This window comes from Shewanella sp. SM21 (genome assembly GCF_025654335.1).
GTDB classification, from domain to species: domain Bacteria; phylum Pseudomonadota; class Gammaproteobacteria; order Enterobacterales; family Shewanellaceae; genus Shewanella; species Shewanella oncorhynchi.
This window is the reverse complement of the sequence record NZ_JAKKRL010000013.1, coordinates 108,564-131,544: the sequence shown is the minus strand read 5'-3', so window position 1 is coordinate 131,544 and position 22,981 is coordinate 108,564. Positions and strand designations below refer to the sequence as shown.

At 44.9% G+C, this 22,981-nt stretch carries 16 protein-coding genes and 1 pseudogene; 5 read left to right on the top strand and 12 right to left on the bottom strand.

The window, feature by feature from the left end; translation table 11 throughout:
- From L5L94_RS17315 to L5L94_RS17305, 3 genes and pseudogenes are all read right to left on the bottom strand, one after another.
- Nucleotides 1-116 (bottom strand): annotated as a pseudogene (locus tag L5L94_RS17315) (IS110 family transposase); the annotation flags it as partial.
- A 339-nt stretch (nucleotides 117-455) separates the two neighbouring features.
- Nucleotides 456-761 (bottom strand): hypothetical protein, encoded by a 306-nt coding sequence (locus tag L5L94_RS17310; protein ID WP_263164258.1) that lies wholly within the window; start codon nucleotides 759-761, stop codon nucleotides 456-458.
- Between the two features lie 31 nt (nucleotides 762-792).
- On the bottom strand, nucleotides 793-1,563 hold the full coding sequence (locus L5L94_RS17305) for an FRG domain-containing protein (RefSeq protein WP_263164257.1): 771 nt from the start codon (nucleotides 1,561-1,563) through the stop codon (nucleotides 793-795).
- A 529-nt stretch (nucleotides 1,564-2,092) separates the two neighbouring features.
- Between L5L94_RS17305 and L5L94_RS17300 the strand changes: the two genes are divergently transcribed.
- Nucleotides 2,093-3,550 (top strand): OmpA family protein, encoded by a 1,458-nt coding sequence (locus L5L94_RS17300; protein WP_263164255.1) that lies wholly within the window; start codon nucleotides 2,093-2,095, stop codon nucleotides 3,548-3,550.
- Nucleotides 3,551-3,712: 162 nt separating this feature from the next.
- Here the strand turns inward: L5L94_RS17300 and L5L94_RS17295 are convergent, their stop codons facing one another.
- Nucleotides 3,713-4,423, bottom strand: coding sequence for a 23S rRNA pseudouridine(2604) synthase RluF (locus L5L94_RS17295; RefSeq protein WP_263164253.1), 711 nt, complete (start codon nucleotides 4,421-4,423; stop codon nucleotides 3,713-3,715).
- 887 nt (nucleotides 4,424-5,310) lie between these two features.
- The gene (locus tag L5L94_RS17290) at nucleotides 5,311-6,642 is read right to left on the bottom strand and encodes a Na+/H+ antiporter NhaC family protein (protein ID WP_105250033.1); all 1,332 of its coding nucleotides are present in this window, start codon (nucleotides 6,640-6,642) and stop codon (nucleotides 5,311-5,313) included.
- A gap of 723 nt (nucleotides 6,643-7,365) precedes the next feature.
- On the opposite strand from L5L94_RS17290, the gene L5L94_RS17285 reads away from it, so the two are divergent.
- Nucleotides 7,366-8,211, top strand: a complete 846-nt coding sequence (locus tag L5L94_RS17285; RefSeq protein ID WP_263164250.1) for an FAD:protein FMN transferase — start codon at nucleotides 7,366-7,368, stop codon at nucleotides 8,209-8,211.
- 281 nt (nucleotides 8,212-8,492) lie between these two features.
- Here L5L94_RS17285 and L5L94_RS17280 read toward each other — a convergent pair whose 3' ends face one another.
- Nucleotides 8,493-10,124, bottom strand: a complete 1,632-nt coding sequence (locus L5L94_RS17280) for a methyl-accepting chemotaxis protein (RefSeq protein ID WP_173496925.1) — start codon at nucleotides 10,122-10,124, stop codon at nucleotides 8,493-8,495.
- 153 nt (nucleotides 10,125-10,277) lie between these two features.
- A complete protein-coding gene (locus L5L94_RS17275) occupies nucleotides 10,278-11,168 on the bottom strand; it encodes a DMT family transporter (protein WP_028761579.1) in 891 nt (296 codons plus the stop codon).
- Nucleotides 11,169-11,381: 213 nt separating this feature from the next.
- Between L5L94_RS17275 and L5L94_RS17270 the strand changes: the two genes are divergently transcribed.
- Entirely contained in the window at nucleotides 11,382-12,158 is a 777-nt protein-coding gene (locus L5L94_RS17270) for an AraC family transcriptional regulator (RefSeq protein WP_263164248.1), read from the top strand.
- Nucleotides 12,159-12,933: 775 nt separating this feature from the next.
- Here the strand turns inward: L5L94_RS17270 and L5L94_RS17265 are convergent.
- From L5L94_RS17265 to L5L94_RS17250, 4 genes are all read right to left on the bottom strand, one after another.
- Nucleotides 12,934-13,338: a GreA/GreB family elongation factor gene (locus L5L94_RS17265; protein WP_212600402.1), complete on the bottom strand. Its 405-nt coding sequence runs from the start codon at nucleotides 13,336-13,338 to the stop codon at nucleotides 12,934-12,936.
- A 623-nt stretch (nucleotides 13,339-13,961) separates the two neighbouring features.
- Entirely contained in the window at nucleotides 13,962-14,096 is a 135-nt protein-coding gene (locus L5L94_RS17260; protein ID WP_105250029.1) for a DUF2474 domain-containing protein, read from the bottom strand.
- 101 nt (nucleotides 14,097-14,197) lie between these two features.
- The gene (cydB, locus tag L5L94_RS17255; protein ID WP_105250028.1) at nucleotides 14,198-15,205 is read right to left on the bottom strand and encodes a cytochrome d ubiquinol oxidase subunit II; all 1,008 of its coding nucleotides are present in this window, start codon (nucleotides 15,203-15,205) and stop codon (nucleotides 14,198-14,200) included.
- Between the two features lie 60 nt (nucleotides 15,206-15,265).
- Nucleotides 15,266-16,600, bottom strand: coding sequence for a cytochrome ubiquinol oxidase subunit I (locus tag L5L94_RS17250; protein WP_011790509.1), 1,335 nt, complete (start codon nucleotides 16,598-16,600; stop codon nucleotides 15,266-15,268).
- Nucleotides 16,601-16,758: 158 nt separating this feature from the next.
- Between L5L94_RS17250 and L5L94_RS17245 the strand changes: the two genes are divergently transcribed.
- A complete protein-coding gene (locus L5L94_RS17245) occupies nucleotides 16,759-18,198 on the top strand; it encodes a PLP-dependent aminotransferase family protein (RefSeq protein WP_263164246.1) in 1,440 nt (479 codons plus the stop codon).
- A 123-nt stretch (nucleotides 18,199-18,321) separates the two neighbouring features.
- Nucleotides 18,322-19,620 (top strand): O-acetylhomoserine aminocarboxypropyltransferase/cysteine synthase family protein, encoded by a 1,299-nt coding sequence (locus L5L94_RS17240; RefSeq protein WP_263164244.1) that lies wholly within the window; start codon nucleotides 18,322-18,324, stop codon nucleotides 19,618-19,620.
- A 120-nt stretch (nucleotides 19,621-19,740) separates the two neighbouring features.
- Here the strand turns inward: L5L94_RS17240 and L5L94_RS17235 are convergent, their stop codons facing one another.
- Nucleotides 19,741-22,917 (bottom strand): DUF2339 domain-containing protein, encoded by a 3,177-nt coding sequence (locus tag L5L94_RS17235; RefSeq protein WP_263164242.1) that lies wholly within the window; start codon nucleotides 22,915-22,917, stop codon nucleotides 19,741-19,743.
- Nucleotides 22,918-22,981: the final 64 nt, after the last annotated feature.

Sequence of the window (22,981 nt, the reverse complement as noted above, 5' to 3'; positions counted from 1 at the left end):
GGCAGGAGCTGAGCACGTTTAATCGAGCGGTTAAAAACACTCTTGCCTGCTTGATTAACTCCACATACTTGGAAGATATTTTTTGCGAGATCAATTCCTATTAGTGTAACTTTCATTTTGGACACCTTTTGTTGTTATTGAACGTGCAAATTCAATATGGCGTAAATGACGCCTACTTCACAAGAGGTGTCCATCCCATCATCCTTGGATGCTCGACCGCCCCGTCCATGGGGCGGACGGTCGTCTCGCAAATCACCATGGCTCACCTTTCTAGCATTGGCGTAGTCAGTAAGTTTTAAAGACAAACGTAGCATGTTTGGGGATAACTCATAGTTAGTTCATGGGTTCTAACACATAAATTTCGGGATGAAAATTTCGATGGATTAACGCCCAAATCAGGGAGCGTGTTAACTAGTCTAGTCCGCAGGACGATGTTGCCTTTGTTTGTTAAATGCTCACACTTTGATAGAACCGTTAGTCCACCCAGTTATGAGCTGACTGATACTATCAGATACTTTATGAAACCTAGTTTCTATTGGATAGAAAACCCATACCCCTTGATTGTGGATGCGTAAACAAAATTCGATACCATCAGTGCCAGCATGACCGATAACTAAGTGGTGGTGATTCTTGTCAATTGAAACTTCAGCTATTGGAACCACCAACTGCAAGAAAGACTGTCTATCGTAATAGCCTTCTTCGTACTTAGATATGAGTTCTAAGCAATCATAGTTTTCCACTAAGTATTTCTTAGCAATCACTCAGAATCCCTCCGACATTTAGCGCCACATTTTATGCCTCTGTACTAATAGATAGAGGAGGTGGCGGAGGTAATATTGGTTGCTGACTTGTAAAATGCACTTCTTTAAGATGCTGACATAAGCCATCAAAGTCAGGAAACATTGTCATATCGTTGATCCCCATAGAATTGAGCTCACGCATAACGATATTTCGTTCACTCGCGGGCATATCGTAACGCCATAAAAACGTTCGATTCTTTTCTGCTCCCTTCTTCATTATAAAGCCTGCAATGTCTACTACGTTAGTTGATGTAGTAACCCCCATTTGCCGCACCATTCTTTGATTACCCGTTGCATAAGGGACAAAGTTGCTAACAAATTCTTCCCCTCCAAGAAAATTACTATCAGCTCCAAATTCTTTGTTCCAACACTCGATATCAAATATAAACACCGTTACTTTATCTGTGGGCTTAGTATTCAAAGAAGCGCCTTTAAATGCAAAATATGCAGCCACGTAACCTGACAATGTCCAGTCAAGCAAGGGGGTGGGAAAGCCATGATGTTGTAACTTTCCTAAAAATGAGCCGTATTCAACGCTATTTTGAAAGTTAATTGGGGCTTCAAACGCAGCAACTTGGTAATGAACATCATTTATGATGGTGCTAAAGTAATCTTGAAGTGAGATATTTTTGAACTTTGCATTTCGGTGAAAAGTCGTTTCAAGCTTCCAGTCGCTGTTACTTTGCCCACGATAGTATAGTTTTTTGTTGTTTTTGGTAGCATCAGCTATCCAGTTTTTATAAGTATTCCAGTTTTGTTCCATATAATTTCGTATCTCGTCGAACTAAAGATGGATAACATTTATTAGTGCGTATGCGTGTTTATCACGTTAGACCAGTAATAAAAACTTGCCACTCATTTTTAATCACCAACATAATGCACTTTCGATTTGCCAACAACACGCTCTGGATAAAATGGCTTGAATATGAGGCGACAAAAGTAGGAGGACTACATCAGAGTCAAAAAGTGGTATTAGGGACTAATTTAAAGAGATAGTTCAAGGCTTATCTGAGTTCTGCAAGGATGTGGCATATAAACCTCCTTGTTCAATGCTTAACCAAGCATAGTCGGAGGGCTACCACGCTATTTAAAGATGGGTATCTCTATATTTCTCTATATTTCTCTATATTTCTCTATTTATTTCTGTCTCTGTATTTCCTTTTCAATAAAAAGTATTACTTTTATGCCGTTTAATACCTAGGTATAAATTTTTATCGTATTATCCCATCACTATTTCTTTATCTATCTAGTTGGTTCGCGAGAGCTAGATTCCCCACAGAAAAGGATTTTTTATGGGACATAAGACGTTATTGAGTGCTGTATTTTTGACAGCGACCTGCGGTGTCGCCACTTTTGGGGTGAATGCTGAATCGCTGTTTACTCCCTTTCCGGATGCCAAATCACTTGAAGAAAAGCGCATCCACTTTACGCCCTTTGAACTTATCACCGCAGTGAATAGTGACAAGTTCACTCTGTTGCCTGTATCGGGGAAATTGACTCGACAAAGCGTTGAGTTACCAGAGGGGTATAGTCCTGAGCATGTTATCAATAACTATTTGGCACAGCTAAAAAAGCTGAATGCTGAAGTGTTATTTAGTTGTCAGGCCGTCACCTGCGGTGATGGTCAAGCCATGCAAACTCAGCTAAAGCCGCTTAAAAGCGTGAATGCCGACTATCACAGTGCTTACGTGGCGGCAAAACTGAAAGGTACTCGCGGTGAGGTTTACACCAGTATCTATGTCGTCAATCGCGAGGACAGATATACCTATCTGCAAGTCGATATTCTCGACGCTATCCCTGAGCCGCTGGACTTAATCCAAGCGAATAGTGACTTTTTACAGCAGGCGCCGAAGAATATTGAGATTAAAGATAGGCGTAGTGACGATGCTCAAGGCTCGACAGACCATCCTTTGTTGGGACGTATGCCCGGCAGTTATATTACAAGTTACAAACAAACTAACTTTACCCAAGTGCCTGTATTAGTGGGGATCTCGGGCGCAAATTATCAAACCAAATCGCTGGACGCCAAGCTTACCCAAATAAGTTATCAGATGCCTGAAAGCTATTCGTTGTTTGAAATCAACAGCAATTATGCCGCAGCTGCACAAAAGCTGGCAGCAGAGCGGGTATTCCATTGCAAAGGCACGGCTTGCGGCGACGATGATAGCCTGATTAATGCCATCAAATTAATTAAGGACGATAAAGAGGACGAATGGCAGGAGTATCAGCTGTTTAAGCTTAGTCACGCAAAGGGCGATGTTTACTTCGATATCTATTCCCAAGGATATTTCGATGGCACACCTGCCGATACTACCCTCAGGGTAATGGAATTCTCTACTCTGAAGGATGATCGAGTGGCGATTGACCTCAATGCTTTGACCGATGCGATTAGCCAAACTGGCAAGGCGACGTTGGAGGGATTGCTGTTTGATTATGACAGTGAGCGCATGTTGCCTGAGTCCAAACCTGTACTGGAGGTGCTGGCAAGCTATCTTAAGCAGCATCCGGCGATGAGTTTTTATGTGGTTGGACATACCGATGACAAGGGCGAGCGGAGTTACAATCAAAGCCTGTCGGAGCGACGCGCCGCAGCTGTGATTAAGCAGTTGAGTGACGGGTTTCAAATTCCGTCGGCCCAATTAACCGCCCACGGTAACGGGGAATATAGCCCTGTCGCCAGCAATACTAATGACGCCGGACAAAAACTGAATCGCAGAGTGGAGTTAGTACTTCGTTCTGATAAAAAGTAGCTCATATTAATAAGCTTGAAAGGGGAGCTTCGTTTTATAGAAACGCCTGAGTCATCTCAGGCGTTTCTATCTTCATTGGAGTTCATTGGAAGATATTGTTCGCGCGGGCATTTGTCTAAAATTGAGGTTAGTAGCTTGAGTGTATTCGCCACTTGTCTTTCTCTAAATTGTCACTGCGGCTTTAAGCACTGCAACTTCCTGTGGGGTGAGTGGCCGCATCGCTCCTTCGGCTAAGGATTCTAGCGTTAATGTCATTAATGCGACGCGCTGTAAGTCAATTACCTTATAGCCTAAGGCGCTGGCCATACACCGAATTTGTCGATTTAGTCCCTGAGTCAGCACGATTTCAAAGCTGTCCGAACTGAGGCGGCGGACTTGGCAGGGCAGGGTTTGCACATCTTTATAATTCACTCCATTGGACATTTGCTCAACAAAATCATCTGCGAATGGCCTATCGAGGCGCACATGGTAGGTTTTGCTGTGGGCAAAACTGGGGTGCATCAGTTTATGGGTCAGCTCACCATCGTTAGTTAACAGCAGTAGGCCGCGGGAATCCTTATCGAGTCTGCCGACGGGGTAGAGTCTTGGCGCTTTGGGAAGCAGGTGTATGAGACTCGTTTCATCTTGCTCAAGCAGACGGCAATCCGTGCCCACAGCTTTGTTAAATACCCAATAGGCGAGCGTTTCGGTTTGAGTGATAGGTTTGCCATCAAACTCAATACGGTCGAGGCAGTGTAATGACTCGTCCAAACAGATGGGATCTGTGTGGCGGGCGATACCGCCATTGAGTGTGATGCGCCCAGCCTCAATCAAACGGCAGGCTTCACGGCGTGAGCCTATGCCACACTGGGCGAGGTATTTTGCTAAGCGCATGGATTACCCTAAAGTATTTGGCGTTCTTGGGCGCGATGATACAGTATTTTTGATAGGCGCCGCATTGCAAAGGCTAGGCTTAAACACCAAATAATACTCAAGTTAGTTTGGAGCCACATATTGGCTGAAACAGTACAAAAGTGTGTTTGGGGCACACAGGGAGGGAAATCCAATATTGTCCAATCTAATTGCAGGGTTAAACTCACGGCACTACAAAAGCTGATCAGACTTAAATAGAACAGTGGTTTTGGGCAAATAAACCGAGGCACTATCCCCGCTATAATCACAAGGCTGTGCAAGATGAGGGTGCTTAATAGATAACTCGTTGAAACTATTCTGTGTATGCTCAAAAAATTAATGGGGAATATTCCCATCAAAATCACAGAGACTCCTACCCAAGCACCTGTAAGTGCTATGCATTGGCTACACGTATCTAGTTTTAGTAAGTAGAGCCCGGTCATTGAAATGAGTATGCAGAGCCCGGCAGCTAATAAGCTTAAATTAAACACATAAGCGAGGGGTGAGTTGATATAGTTACCTAAAAAATCAGCTCGTATTTGTAAGACTTGAACTCCAACATTTTGATATTCAGCATAAATAGCAATTAATACTCCAGAAGCACTAATAAAGGCTGCGCCTACAATCAACCATGTAATAAGACGATGTAGATCGTAATAACTTGGTTCTTGGTGATAAAGAGGATTCATGGAGACTAAAAATATACTGACGGGATATGACCACATTGAATGCGGTAACTTGCCTGAATTGTTTAATGAAGGCAAGCGAGTTGATGCTTTTTCGTCAAAAGAGGGCTTTAAAATGACAAGGAGCGCCTAGTGCGTTCCTTGTCATAAACGTTAGATTCTACTCATGCATTCAAATATCATTTAGTGTCGTTTGCGGAAAATTACAATCGCAACAGCCACTACGGCTAAAATCATACAGTACCAAGCGTGTGAAACGGCAGCTAGAGGCGTGATGCTAAAGGTCGATGCGATCAGTAGGGCTTGTGCGCCATACGGGATCAAACCTTGGATAATACAGGCGAAAATATCGAGTATGCTGGCGGCACGTTTCGGACTCACGCCATGCTTCTCTGCTAAGTCTTTTGCAATATCCCCCGTCACCACGATAGAAACCGTGTTGTTAGCCACACAAGAGTTAGTTACTGCGACTATACCTGCCATGCCTAGCTCAGCAGCGCGGCATGAAGCTTCACCTTGCGCCTTGGAGAAACGAGTGATCAGCTTTTCAATCTGTTTACTCACAAAGGCAAGACCACCTTGCTGCTGCATGAGTGCGGCTAAACCACCCACTAGCATAGATAGAATGAAAATCTCCTGCATATTGCTAAAGCCAGCATAAATATCTTTACCGAATTGGATCACGCCGTAATCCATAGTAAACAGGCCGGTTGCGCCCGCTAATAAGATACCTAAGGTTAAGACCACAAATACGTTCAGACCTGCCACAGCTAAGATCAAAATGGTCAGATAAGGAATGACCTTAATAAGATCGATATTCTGTGTTGCTAATTCTGCTTGGCCTTGTCCGGCAAATACAAAGGCGATTAAAGTTAGCAGTGATGCGGGGATAGCGAAAATCAAATTTTCACGAAATTTATCTTTCATATCACAGCCTTGGGTGCGCGTAGCTGCAATGGTGGTATCGGAAATAATCGACAAGTTGTCACCAAATAGGGCGCCAGACATCACGGCTCCCGCCATCAGTGCATAGTCGATTTGCGCTTGGTCGGCTACGCCTAGGGCGATTGGAGCGACAGCCGCGATTGTCCCCATAGAGGTTCCCATGGCCGTTGCGATAAAAGCGGCAATCACGAAGAAACCAGGTAGTAACAGGTTCGATGGTATTAACGATAAACCAAGAGCAACAGTAGCATCGACGCCGCCAGTGGCTTTCGCGACTGCAGCGAAGGCGCCTGCAAGTAAGTAAATTAAACACATTGCAATAATATTGCTGTGACCAATACCGCCAATAAAGGTATCAATCGATTGATTTAATTTCTGTTTTGATAAAATCAACGCCAGAATGATTGCAGGTAAAATAGCGATAACGCTGGGTAATTGATAGAAGGCAAAGTCGACACCTTGGCTTTGGAAATACACACCCGCGCCAATGAAAAGACCAAGGAAAACAAATAATGGCAACAGGGCAATAAAAGATGCCGGGCTGTGCTGTGCTGCTGTTGGATTGCTCAAATGTTATCTCTCTTTCGCTTAGGGTTTTTCCGCAGGATCCTTGGCAGTCAAACTCGCTTAAATTCAGTGTTGCCTCGGCATCGTATCCTAGCAACTTGAGGCAAAGCATATTTGATCCCTGATAACCTGTCAATTTAGACGTCTAGATGTTTTTACTTCCGCTGTGATCGCTAGGTTATTAATAGGTTGTATAAGATGAAAACTAGTCTTTATTTTAATTACTAATCAATATCTTACCTGTTTTCATTTAGATTGAGTTAGAGGGTTTATATCTGATTTAGCGTGTATTTCAACTGAACGGAATTGCATGAAATTTAAGCGAATGACTGGTGTGATGGAGTAAGCCGGCTATTTATTGCTCCATTTAGTGTGAGTTGTTGGTGGGTAAGCCAGCATAAATAACGTAAATGATGAGTGGCATTAATCAATAGGGCTCATTTGGGGACGTATTGACTTAGTTCGCTTGTGCAGCGTTGTGATAGCAATGATACGTCAAATAACTTTAATAAAACCTTAATAAGCAATCTATTGTTTTTAAATGTAAAACAGTTTCAAGCATCTAAAATCCCCATAAAAACTAATGGCAACAATTTGTATTGAAGTAGAGACTTTAATAGAATCCGCACAAATTATGTTAATTACTATTAGTGCTTTGTTTAAATTTAACTGGATGAAGCGTTTATTGCTGATCCCTCAGATCTTCCTACTACAGTGGGTATTATCATGATACGTCGCGCTAAGCCATTACTCGGAACGCTGGTGGAAATCGCTGCCGAGTCACTGCCAAATCAAAGCGGTGAGGTACAACTTAAAGATAAAGCATTGGAAGCGGCGATTAGCGTGGCTTTTTCGCGTGTGACCCATATTGGGCGGTTGCTGAGCTTCCATCAACAGGACAGCGAGTTAAATCAGTTAAATCGGCAGCCGGGAATTTGGGTAACGTTAAGCCAAGATAGTTTACGAGTGCTCAAGTTGGCTAAGGGGCTGGGCAAGGCGAGCAACAACTTATTCAATTGTACCGTTGGCGGCGAAATGATGTCTCGCGGCGCTTTGCCTGCTTACCTTGGTATGCCATTGTTATTGCAAGGTGACTGGCAAGATATTGAAATAAACGGTAATCAAGCGCGATTAGCTAGACCGCTAATTTTAACCTTAGATGGTATAGCTAAAGGTTATGCGGTCGATATGGCAGTGAGTGAGCTGCGTCGCGCTGGCGTGAGCGGAGGTTGGGTCAATGCGGGTGGCGATTTAAAAGTTTTTGGCAGTGCATCTTTAAATGTAGTGTGCCGCGGTCCATTAGGAGCGAGCCAAAAGCTCTGCGTTAGCAATATGGCGCTCGCCAGCTCAAGGGTCTCACAATCCTTAAGTCATGATTACCCTGCACTATTACTGCCAACTGGCAATGTTGCCGATACGAACGTCGATGCTGAAAGCGAGCGTATTGTTAGTGTGAGAGCCTCTTTTGCTTGGCGCGCCGATGCGTTAACGAAAGTCGCAGGCTATCTTAATCCCGACTTGGCCGCAGAAAAAATTGCTCACTTGGGTGGTCAATTAGTCAGTTTTGATTGATGTATCTTTTGCCTGTTTTACAGCTTTTGCAGATGATTGAATTAGAAATTCAATCATTACTGTGAGTTAACATTAAGCAGTTAGTACTGTTATTCGCACTTTAACGGGTGAATCGATACAACTTGGGTTTCGTTACCGTTATTTGCAACTTGCATACGGTTGTGGGCTTTTATTGTCTTCAAGCTTTGCTTGGTATTATTTCCATTAAAAAGAGTGCCCATATTGGGCACTCTTTTCGTTTCAATAGCTTATCGCTAACCATGTGTCGTTAGTCATTTATCTTAAGCGACTTTAAATCGCGCAACTTCTTTTTGTAGGTTGCTGCAAATGGCTTTAGTGTTGACGACTATTTGCTGCGTTTCTTGGATCACTAAGTTGCAGTATCTTGTTTTATCGGATAATTCGGTCAAGTTACGATTAATTTCTTCGGTCACATGGGTTTGCTCTTCGGTCGCAGTCGCCGTTTGAGTGGACATCTCACTGACCTTAGAGGTGGAGTTTAGAATTTCATCTAATGCATCTTGGGTCTGGCTGGCGAGGGTGACGGTTGATGTGGTCAGGCTAGCTCCCGATTCAATGCTTTTAACCGCATCATTTACACCGCGTTGCAACTCTTCAATCATGCGCTGAATATCTTGGGTTGAGGTTTCGGTACGACTCGCCAGTGTACGTACTTCATCGGCAACTACGGCAAAGCCGCGGCCCTGTTCGCCAGCGCGCGCCGCTTCAATGGCCGCGTTAAGGGCAAGGAGATTAGTTTGCTCAGCGATTGAGCGGATCACATCAAGCACTGAGGCAATATTGGCAGAATTGACTGAAAGTTTTTCAATAACTGTCACGGCATTTTTAACTGATTCAGACAGTTGCTGAATATGATTAACGGACTGGGCGAGGATATTCTTACCCTCTACTGTTTGGTCATTCACCTTAGTGATTTCGGTGGCAGTATGAAGAGCGTTACTGGCGACTTCTCTTACGGCTGCACTCATTTCATTTACTGCTGTGACAATAGTATCGACAAACTGCTCTTGTTCATGGCTGATGTTGATTGTGGTGGCTGACTTAGTTGCAAGACTTTCAACGGTTTGGCTCACATCTTTAGTTTGACCAATAATCGAGATGACCATTTGCTGTAGCTGCTCTACAAATAAGTTAAATGCATGGGCGAGCTCGCCGATTTCATCCTGACGTGTGATAGGGATCCTTTGGGTTAAGTTACCGTCACCATCGACAATGTCATTGATCCTGCTAGTGATATCTTCAATTGCATTGACTATGATTTTAGGGCCGAAGTAGGCAATCAACAGCGCCACAATGGCAACTAAGCTTGCTATCGTTAAGGATATTTGGGTTTGGGTGGTTGCCTGTTCCGTTGCTTGTAAATCTAGCTCTTTTACTCTGTTATCGGCGGCTTCGCCCGCGGCATTGTAGATATCTCTTAATGCCTTAAATTCTTGCTTGGATTTGGTTTCGTGGAGTTGTTTCGCGCGTTCAAAATCATTACTTTTGACGGCATTAATGACCTCTGATGAGGCTTGATACCAGAGAGAAAACTGCGCCTCAAAGCCATTAGTTGATTGCAGTACTTGCAGGTGATCTGTAAGGATTTTTTTAAATTCGCCCATTCTGTCACGGGCTTGATCGACATTCTCTTGCCAGTTATCAATCTCACTTTTGCGATTATCGGCAGATAATTCTTCCCTCAATAACACTTCTTCACTTAGCTGCGCTTGATAAAGGTCGCGATCTGCATTGAGAATTGCCGAAATTGCGGGATTAAATAACTGACTAAATTCCTGCATCTGTTTCACTGTAGCACGGCTTTGCATAGCGTCGGTGACCGCCATGACAATGAGGGCTGTCGCCATAATGGCAAACATCAGTGAAAACTTAACGCGAATACTGTTAAACATAGGACGATCTCCATTAATAACTTAATAAATAGCTTAGTCGTTATTTATAGAATTGCCTTTGCGTGCAGCAGATTGCGATGGGATTTTGTACGCATTGAAATAAGCGAAACCGCCTTGGTCACTATTACCAAGGCGTTGACGCATTACTTTGGATTATTCAGGACAAGCTAGGGTAGGGATGACTTTAGGCTTAGGTTTTATCTGCACTAGCATGACGCCAATGATGACCATAGAACCGCCAATATAATGATAAATGGCTAAGGTTTCATCTAGGATGATGGCCGCCAGTATAGCCGCAATAATAGGCATTAAATTAAAGAATACGCTGGTGCGATCGGCGCCGAGTTTGCTTATGCCATTGATCCAAGCCCACGGCGCTAAAAGTGAGGCAGCGATAGCAGCGTAAAGTATCAGTGGTGCTGATTGGGCACTGATCGCCATGCTGGGACTCGTAAACAGCAGTGGCGTTAGCATGAATACGGCTATGAGTCCTTGAATATAAACCGATTCCCAAGTCGGTAGTGGCAGTTGCCAGCGTTTCAGTAATACGCCATAGAGCGCATACACAAAGGCGCTAAAGAGCAACAGTAAATCACCTTGGGTCACGCCGATGGCAAGGTTCATCATATCGCCGTGACTGAGCATAAAAATCAATCCAAATAGCGAGATTAAGGTGCCACCAAAGGCTAACGGTGATAATTTTTGCTTGAGTAATGGCACGGCTAAAAACAGACTGATCATAGGCACGAGAGAGGTGATTAATGCCATATTTGTTGCCGTGGTGGTTGCCGCCGCAAAATAGGCCAGACTTTGGTTTAGCACCATACCTAACAAAGCCAAAGTAGCGAACTTAGGTAACAAAGGTAGTATCACTTGGCGTTTTTGCCAGACGCGACTTGCGACAAAGGGGGTTAACAATAACATAGCGAAAAACCAACGGTAAAACGCTATGGCTTCAGGATCGATAATCCCAAATGAGAGCTTGTTGACTATCGAATTGCCTGCCCAAATTAATACGGCCAACAGGGGAAACAAATACAGCATGGTCTTGCCTTTAGGTACTGGCTAAAGTGACAGGCCTTAGCTTATGGCTTATCACTTGAGCATCCAGATAATAGATTAGTGGCTATTATCCATGGTCGGTTATGATATAAATATCGCTTATCAGACAAGGTCAGTTCCTCTACGGACAAGCGTAATCTGGGTTAGCGATTTCGTTTGAGTTTTTTGGATCACCATAGCTTTGAGGGCATCAAAATGCGCACGGTTTACCATCCGCTCACGGCAGAGCAAGAGCCTGCTGCAGATATCTTCTTCAACTATGAAGCTTTCCTGCCAAATACGGTAACGCCAAAACATCAACATATTTGGGGGCAACTGCAGTTAATCAGCGGTGGAATTATGGAGTTACATGCTGCAGGGCAACGGTTTTTATCGCCGTCACAATATGCGATTTGGGTTCCTGCGGGGATAGAACATGAAAGTTATACTCGGCGCAGTATTCATTATTGCTCGATGAATATAGTTGCCGAGCGAGCTGCGGCTTTTCCCATAGAGACTTGTCTTTTAGCCGTAACATCCATTGCCCAATCGATAGTGAACGATCTGCGGGAGCGGCAAGTCACTGTGGCAGAAACTGCGGCGGATAAGCGACTGGTTGAGGTTTTGCTCGATCAGCTGACCTTGGGTAAAGCTCTACCGCAATTTCTGCCCACAGTCTCAGATAAACTGTTACAGCCGTTGTTGCTGGCACTTGAAGCCGACCCTGCGAGTTCGAAAACCTTTAAATCTTGGGCCAGTGAATTACATACCACAGAGCGTACCTTAGCTCGTCGCTGCCAAGAGGTTCTGGGAATGAGTTTTACTGAGCTAAGACAAAGGCATAAGTTTATCTATTCCTTACAACTATTACGTCAGGGACTTGCGATCAAAGAAGTGGCATTGACGCTCGGCTATAACCAAACTTCGCCTTATATCGTGATGTTTAAAAAATATGCTCAGTGCTCACCTGAGCAGTATCGCCGCCGATTGTGATTGAGTGGCTGATGGAGCAAGGCTTAATAAAGGCGAGATAATGAGATCCTATGCGAAAGTCGCGCTAGATGATGCACTAAAAATATTGGGGGAAACTGTGAAATAAGATAGGGTGCTAAAGTATTAACACCCTATTTTCGGCCTATTTAAAGAGAGGATTTAAGGTTTTTTACAGAGTTAGATAAGTTAGTCGGAAGCCTTTTGGCGGTTCCGTTTATCTTGACGCTTCTCTTTTAAGGTTTTCATTGGCGGTTTTTTGTTTTTTTCTTTACTCATAGATATAAACTCCAAAGTGAAGGTTACTATCCGAACCCGCGCCGCAAATCGGTTTCGATAGTTGGGCTCAATTTTTTATTTCAGGCTTTAATTGAGACGGTTTATTTATAAAGAGTATAAAAATAAATTTAACGATTGAGGCGCCGTGCTAAACCTCTTAACCCCTTTGCTGTTTACTCTAAAGCGCTGCCATGACTTATACGTAAATAGTTGCAAAGAGTCGTTAATTGTAGTGTTAAACTTATCTAAAGTGTCTCTTTAATAAATATCGCGGCCAGTTAATGACTTCAAAATAACATTCCCTCTTATTATATTTTGTTGAAAATGCCGCTATAAGCCACCGCTAATAGCGAGTTCAAAGCATGTTGCCACTGAATTGAACATGCTCTATTTTAAAATGCTTACAACCTTATAATCATATCTTTAAAATTTTCTGAAATGTTATCAAGTAGCAATACTCAATAGCCATTTACAAAAAGTATGCCCAAATGATTTTTTCCTATACAGACTTTTTAGGTTGTTTTTTCGTTAAACTGACATCTTTAATCATAAACAGAACTGGTTTGCCTAAAATGCTCACCTCTGCCAGTTCGCCCTTTGATAACCCAAGTAAGCTGACGCCTAAATCTGATATGACAGAGAAACGTCCTGCACTGGGTTTATGCCTTGGTGGATACACGAGTTCAATTTGGTACTCTTGCTGATCCTGCAGATTAACTAAGTGAATTTCTCGTCCCACAGTCACTTTATCACTCGTCGTATCATGCTTTAGCTGCTCAAGCTTACTAATCACGCCTGCCAAAGCCGTTGGGCGTAGAGAGGCATTAAAACTGTTTTGTAAATAATAGGTTTCAGTTTTTAGAATAAAATTCTGGAAAAGACTACTAAAAAAAGAATATGCCATTGCCGCCTCTGAAATAACAAAGTTAAAATATAAGCATAGAAATTAAAATGAGTATTACTCTGTGCTTATTTCACAAGAAGTTATAATTCTGCCGAGCGCGAGTGACGCTCGGCTTAGACTGGGAATTTGAGCGAGAGGCGGATTGAGCTTACTGAACTAGATGTGTTAGCTAACACATGGGAAAATAGTGATGAAAATGCAGTGCTAAACATAGTGTTACATCTCCAGTCAAAAGTTGATATTCGATTGATTATTTATTTTTTGTATATCGATTTAGTATATCGGCCTTGCTGTTAACTAAATCTTGCCATTAACTAAATAAGTAATTGCTTGGCTGATACCATAGGTCAAGTAAAAATATAAAGCAAGCCTAACTAAGCTAATCTTGCTGAATATACTGATAACAGTAAAACTGGATTTAACATTGTTTTAACTTTGCCATGTTGGGGCTAGTCTTCGTCAATTTAATGCTAGCACTCGTAAAGTAAACTGAGCACTTGTTAATTTGGCTGAACTGAAAGCCAAATTAATTCAACCATTGAATGTTCTAGTGCATTGTTGCTAGATGCTATGGGCACTAACTGAATTAAGCCTTAATATAAGCTTCTAAAGTCAATATTTACTTAGGTTGTTAAGCCCGCACCTTTTAAAAGTATTTTGATACACATAGAGACGAGGAACAGACAGCTTACGCTTGTACACCAAATCAGCACTAACCAGCCGAGTCGATAGGCGAGGGATTTCGTTTGGGTCGTCATGTTGATCTCCTGCATATGTAAAGTCATCTAAAGTGAATCAGCGACCTAAGCCAAGTTAGCTTAGGTCGCGTTGTGGGAAGCCTCTTTTACCTGAGTCATGGCTAGTGATAGCCTGCATCCTTGGTTACTTTGCCGCGGAACACGTAGTAGCTCCAAAAGGTATAAACCAAAATCAGCGGGATGATCATCAGGGCGCCGACGAGCATAAAGCTTAGGCTGCTGTCGGGGGCAGCTGCCTGCCAAAGGCTGATGTTGGGGGGAATAATGTGCGGCCAGATACTGATCCCTAAGCCACTAAATCCTAAGAAAATCAGCCCTAGAGTGAGTAGGAATGGCTGATAGTTATCATCACGATTTAGGGATTTTATCAAGGCCCAACTGCAGGCTAATACCAGTATTGGCACTGGGGCGAAGTAGAATAAATTCGGTAAACTAAACCAGCGCAGGGCAATATTGGGTTGCACAAAAGGCGTCCATAAACTGACTAAACCTATGGTCATCAACAGGCATAAGGTCAGTGCTCTGCCGAGTTGTTGCATGGTCGTTTTAAGCTCGCCTTGGCATTTTTTTACTAACCAAGTTGCGCCGAGCAGAGCATAGGCCAGCATAAGGCCAAAACCGCAGAAAAGTGAGAAGGGCGTTAACCAATCGAAACTACTGCCGCTAAATTGTTGGTTACTCACCGAAATGCCAGAGATAAACGCCCCCAGCACTACGCCCTGTGAAAAGGTGGCCGTGATAGAACCGAACATAAACGCTTTATCCCAGAATGGTTTAGCTTCTGCGCCCGACTTAAATCTAAACTCAAATGCCACGCCGCGAAAAATCAATGCCAGCAGCATGATGAGCAGCGGTATGGTTAGTGCTTCGAGCACTATGGCATAGGCGAGGGGAAAGGCACCGAGCAGACTAGCGCCGCCGAGCACTAACCAGGTTTCATTACCATCCCAAACGGGGGCGACGGTATTGACCATAATATCCCTGTCGTCCTCATCGTGAATGAAGGGAAACAGTATGCCGATGCCGAGATCAAAGCCATCCATCACGATATACATTAAGGTGGCAAAAATGATGATCCCGAACCAAATCAAGGGTAGATCGAATTCCATGGTGAGCCCTTAAATATGCTTAAGATTGAATAAGTAAAACTAGATTCATTTACTTTAAAATTAATGGCTTGTTGCCGCGATATCTGGCCCTTTGCGGATGAGTCGCATCATATAGCGATAACCAACGCCGAAGATGCCACAGTAACTGACGATGAAAATCCCTAGGCTGATACTCAGGTGGGTAACGCTGTGGGAAGACACGGCATCCTGCGTGCGCATCAACCCTTGGATCACCCAAGGTTGACGGCCAAGCTCGGTGGTAAACCAACCCGCTAGTGTGGCGAGCAATCCGGCGGGGCCGAGCACGAGTACAAATCGCAGAAAGTGTTTGTTGCTGTAGAGGCTGCCTTTGCGCCTGAGATAAGCGCTCCACAGTCCAGCAAAAATCATCAATAAGCCTAAGCCGACCATGAGCCTAAAACTCCAGAACACTAACAACACATTGGGTCTGTCCTCGGCGGGATACTCAGTCAAGGCTGGCACTTGTTTGCTTAAATCATGCTTTAAGATCAGGCTCGCGAGCCCTGGGATTTCGAGACTGAAGTGGTTTTTCTCTGCGTCCATATCGGGAATCGCAAACAAGATAAGCGGTGTGGGTTTGTCACCCTCATTACGCCAATGGCCTTCCATCGCCGCCACTTTTACAGGTTGATATTCAAGGGTATTTAAACCATGAAAATCACCAATCACAGCTTGCAACGGCGCGACGATTAACGCCATCCACATCGCCATAGACAACATCTTACGGATCGCGGGTGTATCGTTACCTTTGAGTAAATGCCAAGCCGCCGATGCGCCCACAAAGAAAGCCGACGAAATAAACGCCGCTACTGTCATATGGGCTAAACGATAGGGAAATGAAGGGTTAAACACTATCTGAAACCAATCCACAGGAATGACGCGATTATTCACAATTTCAAAACCTTGGGGCGTCTGCATCCAGCTGTTTGAAGCTAAGATCCAGAAGGTTGAGATAATAGTGCCCGTGGCGACCATACAAGTGGCGAAGAAATGCAGGTTTTTGCCTACCTTCTGCTGACCAAATAGCATGACCCCCAGAAAACCCGCTTCGAGGAAGAAGGCGGTGAGGACTTCATAGGTGAGTAGCGGCCCAGTTACGCTGCCCGCGAAGGCGGAAAAAGCACTCCAATGGGTACCAAATTGATAGGCCATCACTATGCCTGAGACCACTCCCATGCCGAAGTTAATGGCAAAAATCTTCGACCAAAATTGATAGAGTTGTTGGTAAACCTCATTCGCCGTTTTCAGCCATAAACCTTCTAATACCGCCAGATAGGTGGCGAGGCCGATAGTGATGGCAGGGAAAATAATGTGAAAAGAGATGGTAAAAGCAAATTGGATCCTAGCGAGTACTGTGGCATCAAAATCAAACATAATTTCCTCGAGCGATAGGCATTTCTCGTTACAAAGGCATTGATCTAGTCGCGTTCACTGAACCCTATATTGGCTCGGCGGTGAAAGCTTGTGTGCTATTAGACCATGGGATATGCTGGCTATAACAGGCACAGAATATCTTGATTGAGCTATAACAGATGACGAAGTACGAGCAGTTAGCGCAGGAATTAAAGACACGAATAGCCCAAGGTGTTTGGCAGGCGGGGGACAAGTTGCCGTCGCTGCGTCAAACTGTGGCCGATTCAGGCTTGAGTCTGATGACAGTGCTCAATGCCTATCAGTTATTGGAAAGCCAAGGTGTGATCTCGGCGCAGGCTAAGTCTGGCTATTTAGTGGCGCCAAAGCCGGAATTAATCGCGCGGCAGGGAGAAGCCTTTCGTTATCCCGAGCGACAAAAGCCGATTTATCTTTCCGATAGTGTGGATATTAATGAGTTTGTCTTCAATGTTCTGCAGGCTTCAAAGCAGGCGGACATAGTGCCCTTTGGCTCAGGATTTCCCGATCCTAGTTTATTCCCGCAACAAGCACTGGCGCGATCTTTGGTTAAGGTGACTCGGCACATGTCACCTTCTTTTGCCGCCGATAATTTACCGCCAGGAAATGCGGGACTGCGTAAGGCTATTTCCCAACGTTATGCCAAATTAGGCATGAGCATTTCGCCCGACGAAATCATCATTACCTCGGGTGCCATGGAGGCGCTGAATTTGAGTTTAGCGACCCTGACTCAAGCGGGTGATTGGGTTGTCATTGAATCACCGACCTTTTATGGTGCGATGCAAGCGATTGAACGGCTTAAACTCAGAGCGATTGCGGTTGCTACCGATCCACAACAGGGGATTGATCTTGAGGCGCTGGCTGAAGTGTTAAATACCTATCCAGTGAAAGCCTGCTGGTTGATGAGCCAACATCAAAATCCCTTAGGTTGCAGCTTATCGGATGCTAAAAAACAGGCGCTTTATCAGTTACTAAACGAGCATAAGGTCAGTCTGATTGAGGATGATGTTTATCAAGAACTCTATGTTGATTCCAGCGCGCCAAGGCCAGTAAAAGCCTTCGATACCGAAGGACGGGTGTTGCACTGCGGCTCATTTTCTAAGTCTTTGATTGCTGGTTATCGTGTCGGCTGGGTTGCGGCGGGATGCCATGCACCGCAGTTACAACGCTTACAAGTCATGTCGACGTTATCGACTAGTGCGCCGATGCAGCTCGCCATCGCCGATTTTATTCAGTCGACGCAATATGAACGGCATTTGAAACAGTTACGTAAAAAGTTAGCCAGCCGTAAATTGGCCATGTATCAATTATTGTGCGCGCATTTGCCCGAATCTGTGGGGGTCAACTTCGCGCAGGGCGGCTATTTTCTCTGGTTAGCGCTGCCATCACACATGGACGCTACACAAATTTATTATCAGGCGATTGAGCGTGGGATCAGTATTGCACCCGGAAATCTCTTTAGTAATCAGGTCGAATTCTGCCATTTTATGCGTTTGAATGCCTCATACGAGTGCTCGCCAGAGATAGTCTCTGCGGTCGTGGTGCTGGCCGAACTTATCCACAACAATTTGCGCCGAAGTTAAAGGCTGTGGTTAAAAAGTTTTAGACTTCTAGATGTCTATCTGTTAGCTTGTTGAACATGCACAAATCTTGTGCAATTCTCTATGTCGATTGAATACTGGGCTGCTACGGATAAGGAAGGGAAAATGAAATTAGAGTCACTGGCATTACACCATGGTTATGAGTCAGAAGCGACCACGAAGGCGGCCGCAGTACCTATCTATCAAACCACCTCTTATACTTTCGATGATACCCAGCATGGTGCTGATTTATTTGACTTAAAAGTCGCTGGCAATATTTATACGCGCATCATGAATCCTACCACTAGCGTGCTAGAGCAACGTCTGGCGGCCATTGAAGGCGGCATAGGTGCGCTGGCCGTGGCATCGGGTATGGCGGCGATTACCTATGCGATTCAAGCCTTGACTCAAGTTGGCGATAACATCGTCAGTACCAGTCAGCTCTATGGCGGCACCTATAATCTGTTTGCCCATACGCTGCCGCGCCAAGGCGTTGAAGTGCGCATGGCGGCCTTCGATGATTTTGAAGGCCTCGATGAGCTGATCGATGACAAAACTAAAGCCTTGTTCTGCGAATCGATTGGTAATCCGGCTGGCAATATTGTCGATTTACAGCGTTTAGCCGAGATTGCCCATAAACATGGCGTGCCTTTGATTGTCGATAATACGGTCGCGACTCCAGTGTTATGTCGCCCCTTTGAGCATGGCGCCGATATCGTTATCCACTCTTTAACTAAATACATTGGTGGCCATGGAACAACGATTGGTGGGGTGATTATCGATTCAGGCAAGTTCGATTGGGTGGCGAATAAGGAAAGATTTGCCTTACTTAACCAAGCCGATCCTTCCTACCACGGCGTGGTTTATACCGAAGCCTTTGGTCCTGCTGCATTTATTGGTCGTTGCCGTGTAGTACCGCTGCGTAATACCGGCGCCGCACTGTCACCGCACAGCGCATTTTTACTGTTGCAAGGCCTTGAAACCTTAAGCCTTAGAATGGAGCGCCATTGCTCAAATGCCTTGGCATTAGCGGAATATCTGGTGCTGCATCCGGCGGTCAGTTGGGTGAACTACGGCGCCTTGCCAAGCAGCCCTTATCAGGATAATTGCCACAAGATCACTGGCGGAAAAGCTTCTGGGATCATCAGCTTTGGGATTAAAGCGGCCACAGCAGAAGAAGGTAAGCGTGCTGGCGGACGTTTTATCGATGCACTGCAGATGATCCTGCGTTTAGTGAACATTGGGGATGCTAAATCCTTGGCCTGTCACCCTGCGAGTACCACGCACAGACAGCTCGATGCCGATGAACTGGCAAGGGCGGGCGTGTCTGAGGATCTTATCCGTATCTCGGTTGGGATTGAGCATATCGACGACATCATTAACGATGTGGCGCAGGCGCTCGATAAGGCACTGGTGAGCAAATAGCTCGTATCGAATAGTTCATATTAAATAGCCGATACCTCATCGCTTTATTAAATCGTTAACAGTAAAAAGCCGCCATCGATTCAATTCGATAGCGGCTTTTTTAGTGCTTTAAAAACGATGTTAATCTTGCTGCAGTCGATTTCTCGCCTTCTGATAGAAGTAAGAAACAGTCAGCAAAATAACCCCGATCAGCATAAAGGCAATCACCTTTTGCACTAGCTCGAAGGACGCCATATCCAGTAATAGCACCTTGAGCGTCGATAAGGTAAATAGCCCAGCAGCGAGGCGGATCATATCGGCATTTTGTGGTTTTAAGCTGATAAACATCAACACACTGCCATGGATAACCAATAAAATCGCGCTGAGTGGGGCGGCAATAATGTTATCGAAGCTATAACTCCACATGAAGTAACTTAAGGCGAGTAACAGATGCCAACCCCACTTAAGTCCTTGTAAAGGTAAGATGCGTCTATGTAAGCGTATTGCTGCACCGTGCTGCAAGATAAGCCTTGCTAGGAGCGCCAGTGATAAAAACTCGATTAACATAAACGAGGCATTATCACGATTAAGCCCGAGTGTTAGCTCAAAATGCAACATGATGGGCAGCAGGGCTAAGCCTAACGTTAGGCCATAGGCGAGATGATAGCTTTCCTTTATTGCGGCTTGGATTTCGGCTGCGAGGGGGAATTTTGCGCTATATGAGGTTTGGCCTACAGATGCCTGACTTACACCTCTCAGGCTTAAACCTCTTTGGATTAGCAATGCAAAATAACCACTTAAGGCTAATGCTGTCATGGCTATTCCTACTAGCTCAGAATGATTAAAGCCATAAACGATCACGGCCAATACCAGTGCAAAGTAATAAGTGCTCAATTGCCATTGTAGTTGCAGTAAGGGGCGCCAATGCTCGGGTAATTGGTGATAACGAAGCAGTGTGAAGCCCATAAAGAGGGCGCCAACGGCTAGCGCCGCGAGTCCTTGCCAAGCGTGAATAAGGCATAGCGAGGCTGTCATCAGAACCGCTAGCCAAGTGAGGATTTTGGCTTCTATATTCAAACTCTTATGTTTAACAAAGTAGGCTAAACCTAGGCTCATAAAGGTGCTCAGCCAGAGTGCAATAGCGGTATATTCCCAATGGTTGCGGATGACTTTGGGCAGCAGAATAAGCGGCAGCAGCAAATAGCAGAAGATTTGCATCGTATAAGCGGCTTTGGCAAATAAGGCATCTTTATAGTGGTGACGATACCAATAATGGGCCAAGAGTAGGGCGATAAATAACTCAAACCGTGCCAGTTTTGCCATAAGCGGTTGGGCACTAAAGCTAAAACTGCCTGTGAGCGTTATGCCTTCAACAACCTTAAACAGCAGCGGCAATAGTAAGAGCCAAGCAGCAAACTCGCTGAGAACGAGTCTGTCCTTTGCGCTCAAATACAGCAGTAATAGGCTGACCAGTGGCAAGATGGCGAGGTAGTAATCGCTGCTCAGAAGATAAGCCGCGAGGATAATTGTCCCTACATAAAAACCGCTTAATAGCTCTTTTAACACTCTGTTTAGCTGACTTTCTAGGGTCGAAAGTAACGTATGATGGAGTGTTAATAGCCGAATCACTAAGACTAAGGCGGCGCAACTTAAGGCCAGTGCTAACAGTGGAAAGCCAAAAGCTGACAAGGGAGAAATTGGCGCCCCATCGGTAAAGCTTGATTCTAAAAGGCTCATGCCCGTCAGTACACTAGACGCATTGAGCCCTAATCCCATCAGCAGCAATACATAGGCTTCGGCGCGAACGGAAATCAGTTCTTCTTTGGTGCCAATCCACAAGAGTAATAAGGCTTCGAGCAGTAATACTAATCCAAGGAAATCGTTGCTGAGTAAATACAGTGCGGCAAATCCCGCAAAACTGCCTGCAAAGGCTAACAATAAGCCACTACGGGCTTTTTCTAGGTTGCCTGTGCGCTTCCAATAGAGAGTCAGTTTCCAATAGAGAGCTGCGCAAATCAGTGCGTTGGCCGCAAAGATTTCCCCTGCGAACTCAGTAAATTGCGTCAACTCTAATAACACAAAGGCGAGCAATACTATCGGTAGGGCGAGTATGCGATGGCTCAGTGCATTATGTTTTTCATCATGATGGGTAAACTGCTTGGTAAATAGTAGGCTGGTGATGCCGTAGAGATAAAAGAACGCATTAATACTGATAAGCGCGAGCAGACTGACGCCGCCAACGTCGCTGAGTGGCAATTCAATGAAATGGCTAAAAGCTTCGATGCAGCCTATGTGCAACAGGGCGCTGATTTCCAGTAGCAGCGGCCACTTAAGTTTGCGACTCTGGGCAAGGGCGCCCGCACCAATAAGCACTAAATAAGGCAGATACAATAGCGGCGCATAGCTTTGGGATAACAGCATCATAGGTGCGGTCGAACCACCGACTAAGGCGATCACGGCGATCACTTTGGCATCTAAGCGCATCGACAGGCCATAACCCGCCAAAGTGATCAATAACAGTAAGATAAAACTCGCGCTATTGGGAATTAACTCAAAATACGGCCCAATAAAGTACGCGCAGAGATAATTAAGTATGAGTCCGAGTCCGACAATACCTGAGCCAAAATCCGCCATGCCGGCGCGTTTTTGGCGAATAAAAATCCCGCCGGCTATGATAGCGTTCGCGCTGGCAAACCCGAGTAGCGCTTTGCCAAGTTCTGAAAACCAATGGTTGATTGAATATTGCAGTAAATAACCAAAGCCTAAGGTCAGGGTGATGATCCCTGCGACAGTCATTAAAAAGACAGGTCCTAATCCCTTAGCCTGATAATGATGGTAGAAAGATTTGACTTGCTCGTTGACTGCCGCAAAGGGTGCCATGACGGCCGCGAGTCCTTGGGATAACAACTCATCAAATTGACTCGCCGCTTGCACGCTTGCCTGCAATTTGACTTCATCACTCAGCTGTTGATTTTGCGCTTGAGAAAGGTGTTCGGTTTTAGTGGCTTGTTCCGTCGGGGTATTTTTCGTTTTTCTTTGCCAAGGGTCTTCTTGCCAAGTTTCACTTGGTATAGGGCCTTGCTGCCATGGGTTGGGTTCTGCTGAGGCTGGTTCTACGGAAGCTGGCTCAAGGGTTGGTGTTTGTGCCGCATAGGTTAATGGGAGCGTGTCTTCAGTCGCAATTTGCTGACTTAAGGTCTCGAGCTTAGTGGAGAATTCTGCTAATTGACGACCGAGCGAAGATTGCTGCGATAAATGCAGCGATTGTAATTGTGCCAGCTCAGCTTTTAGTTGGGCAACGTCATCCTTTAACGGCATATCTCATTCCTAAGTGTTTAAGTGCTTAACTCATAAACCTTTGTCGGCAAGAAGTGTACTTGTA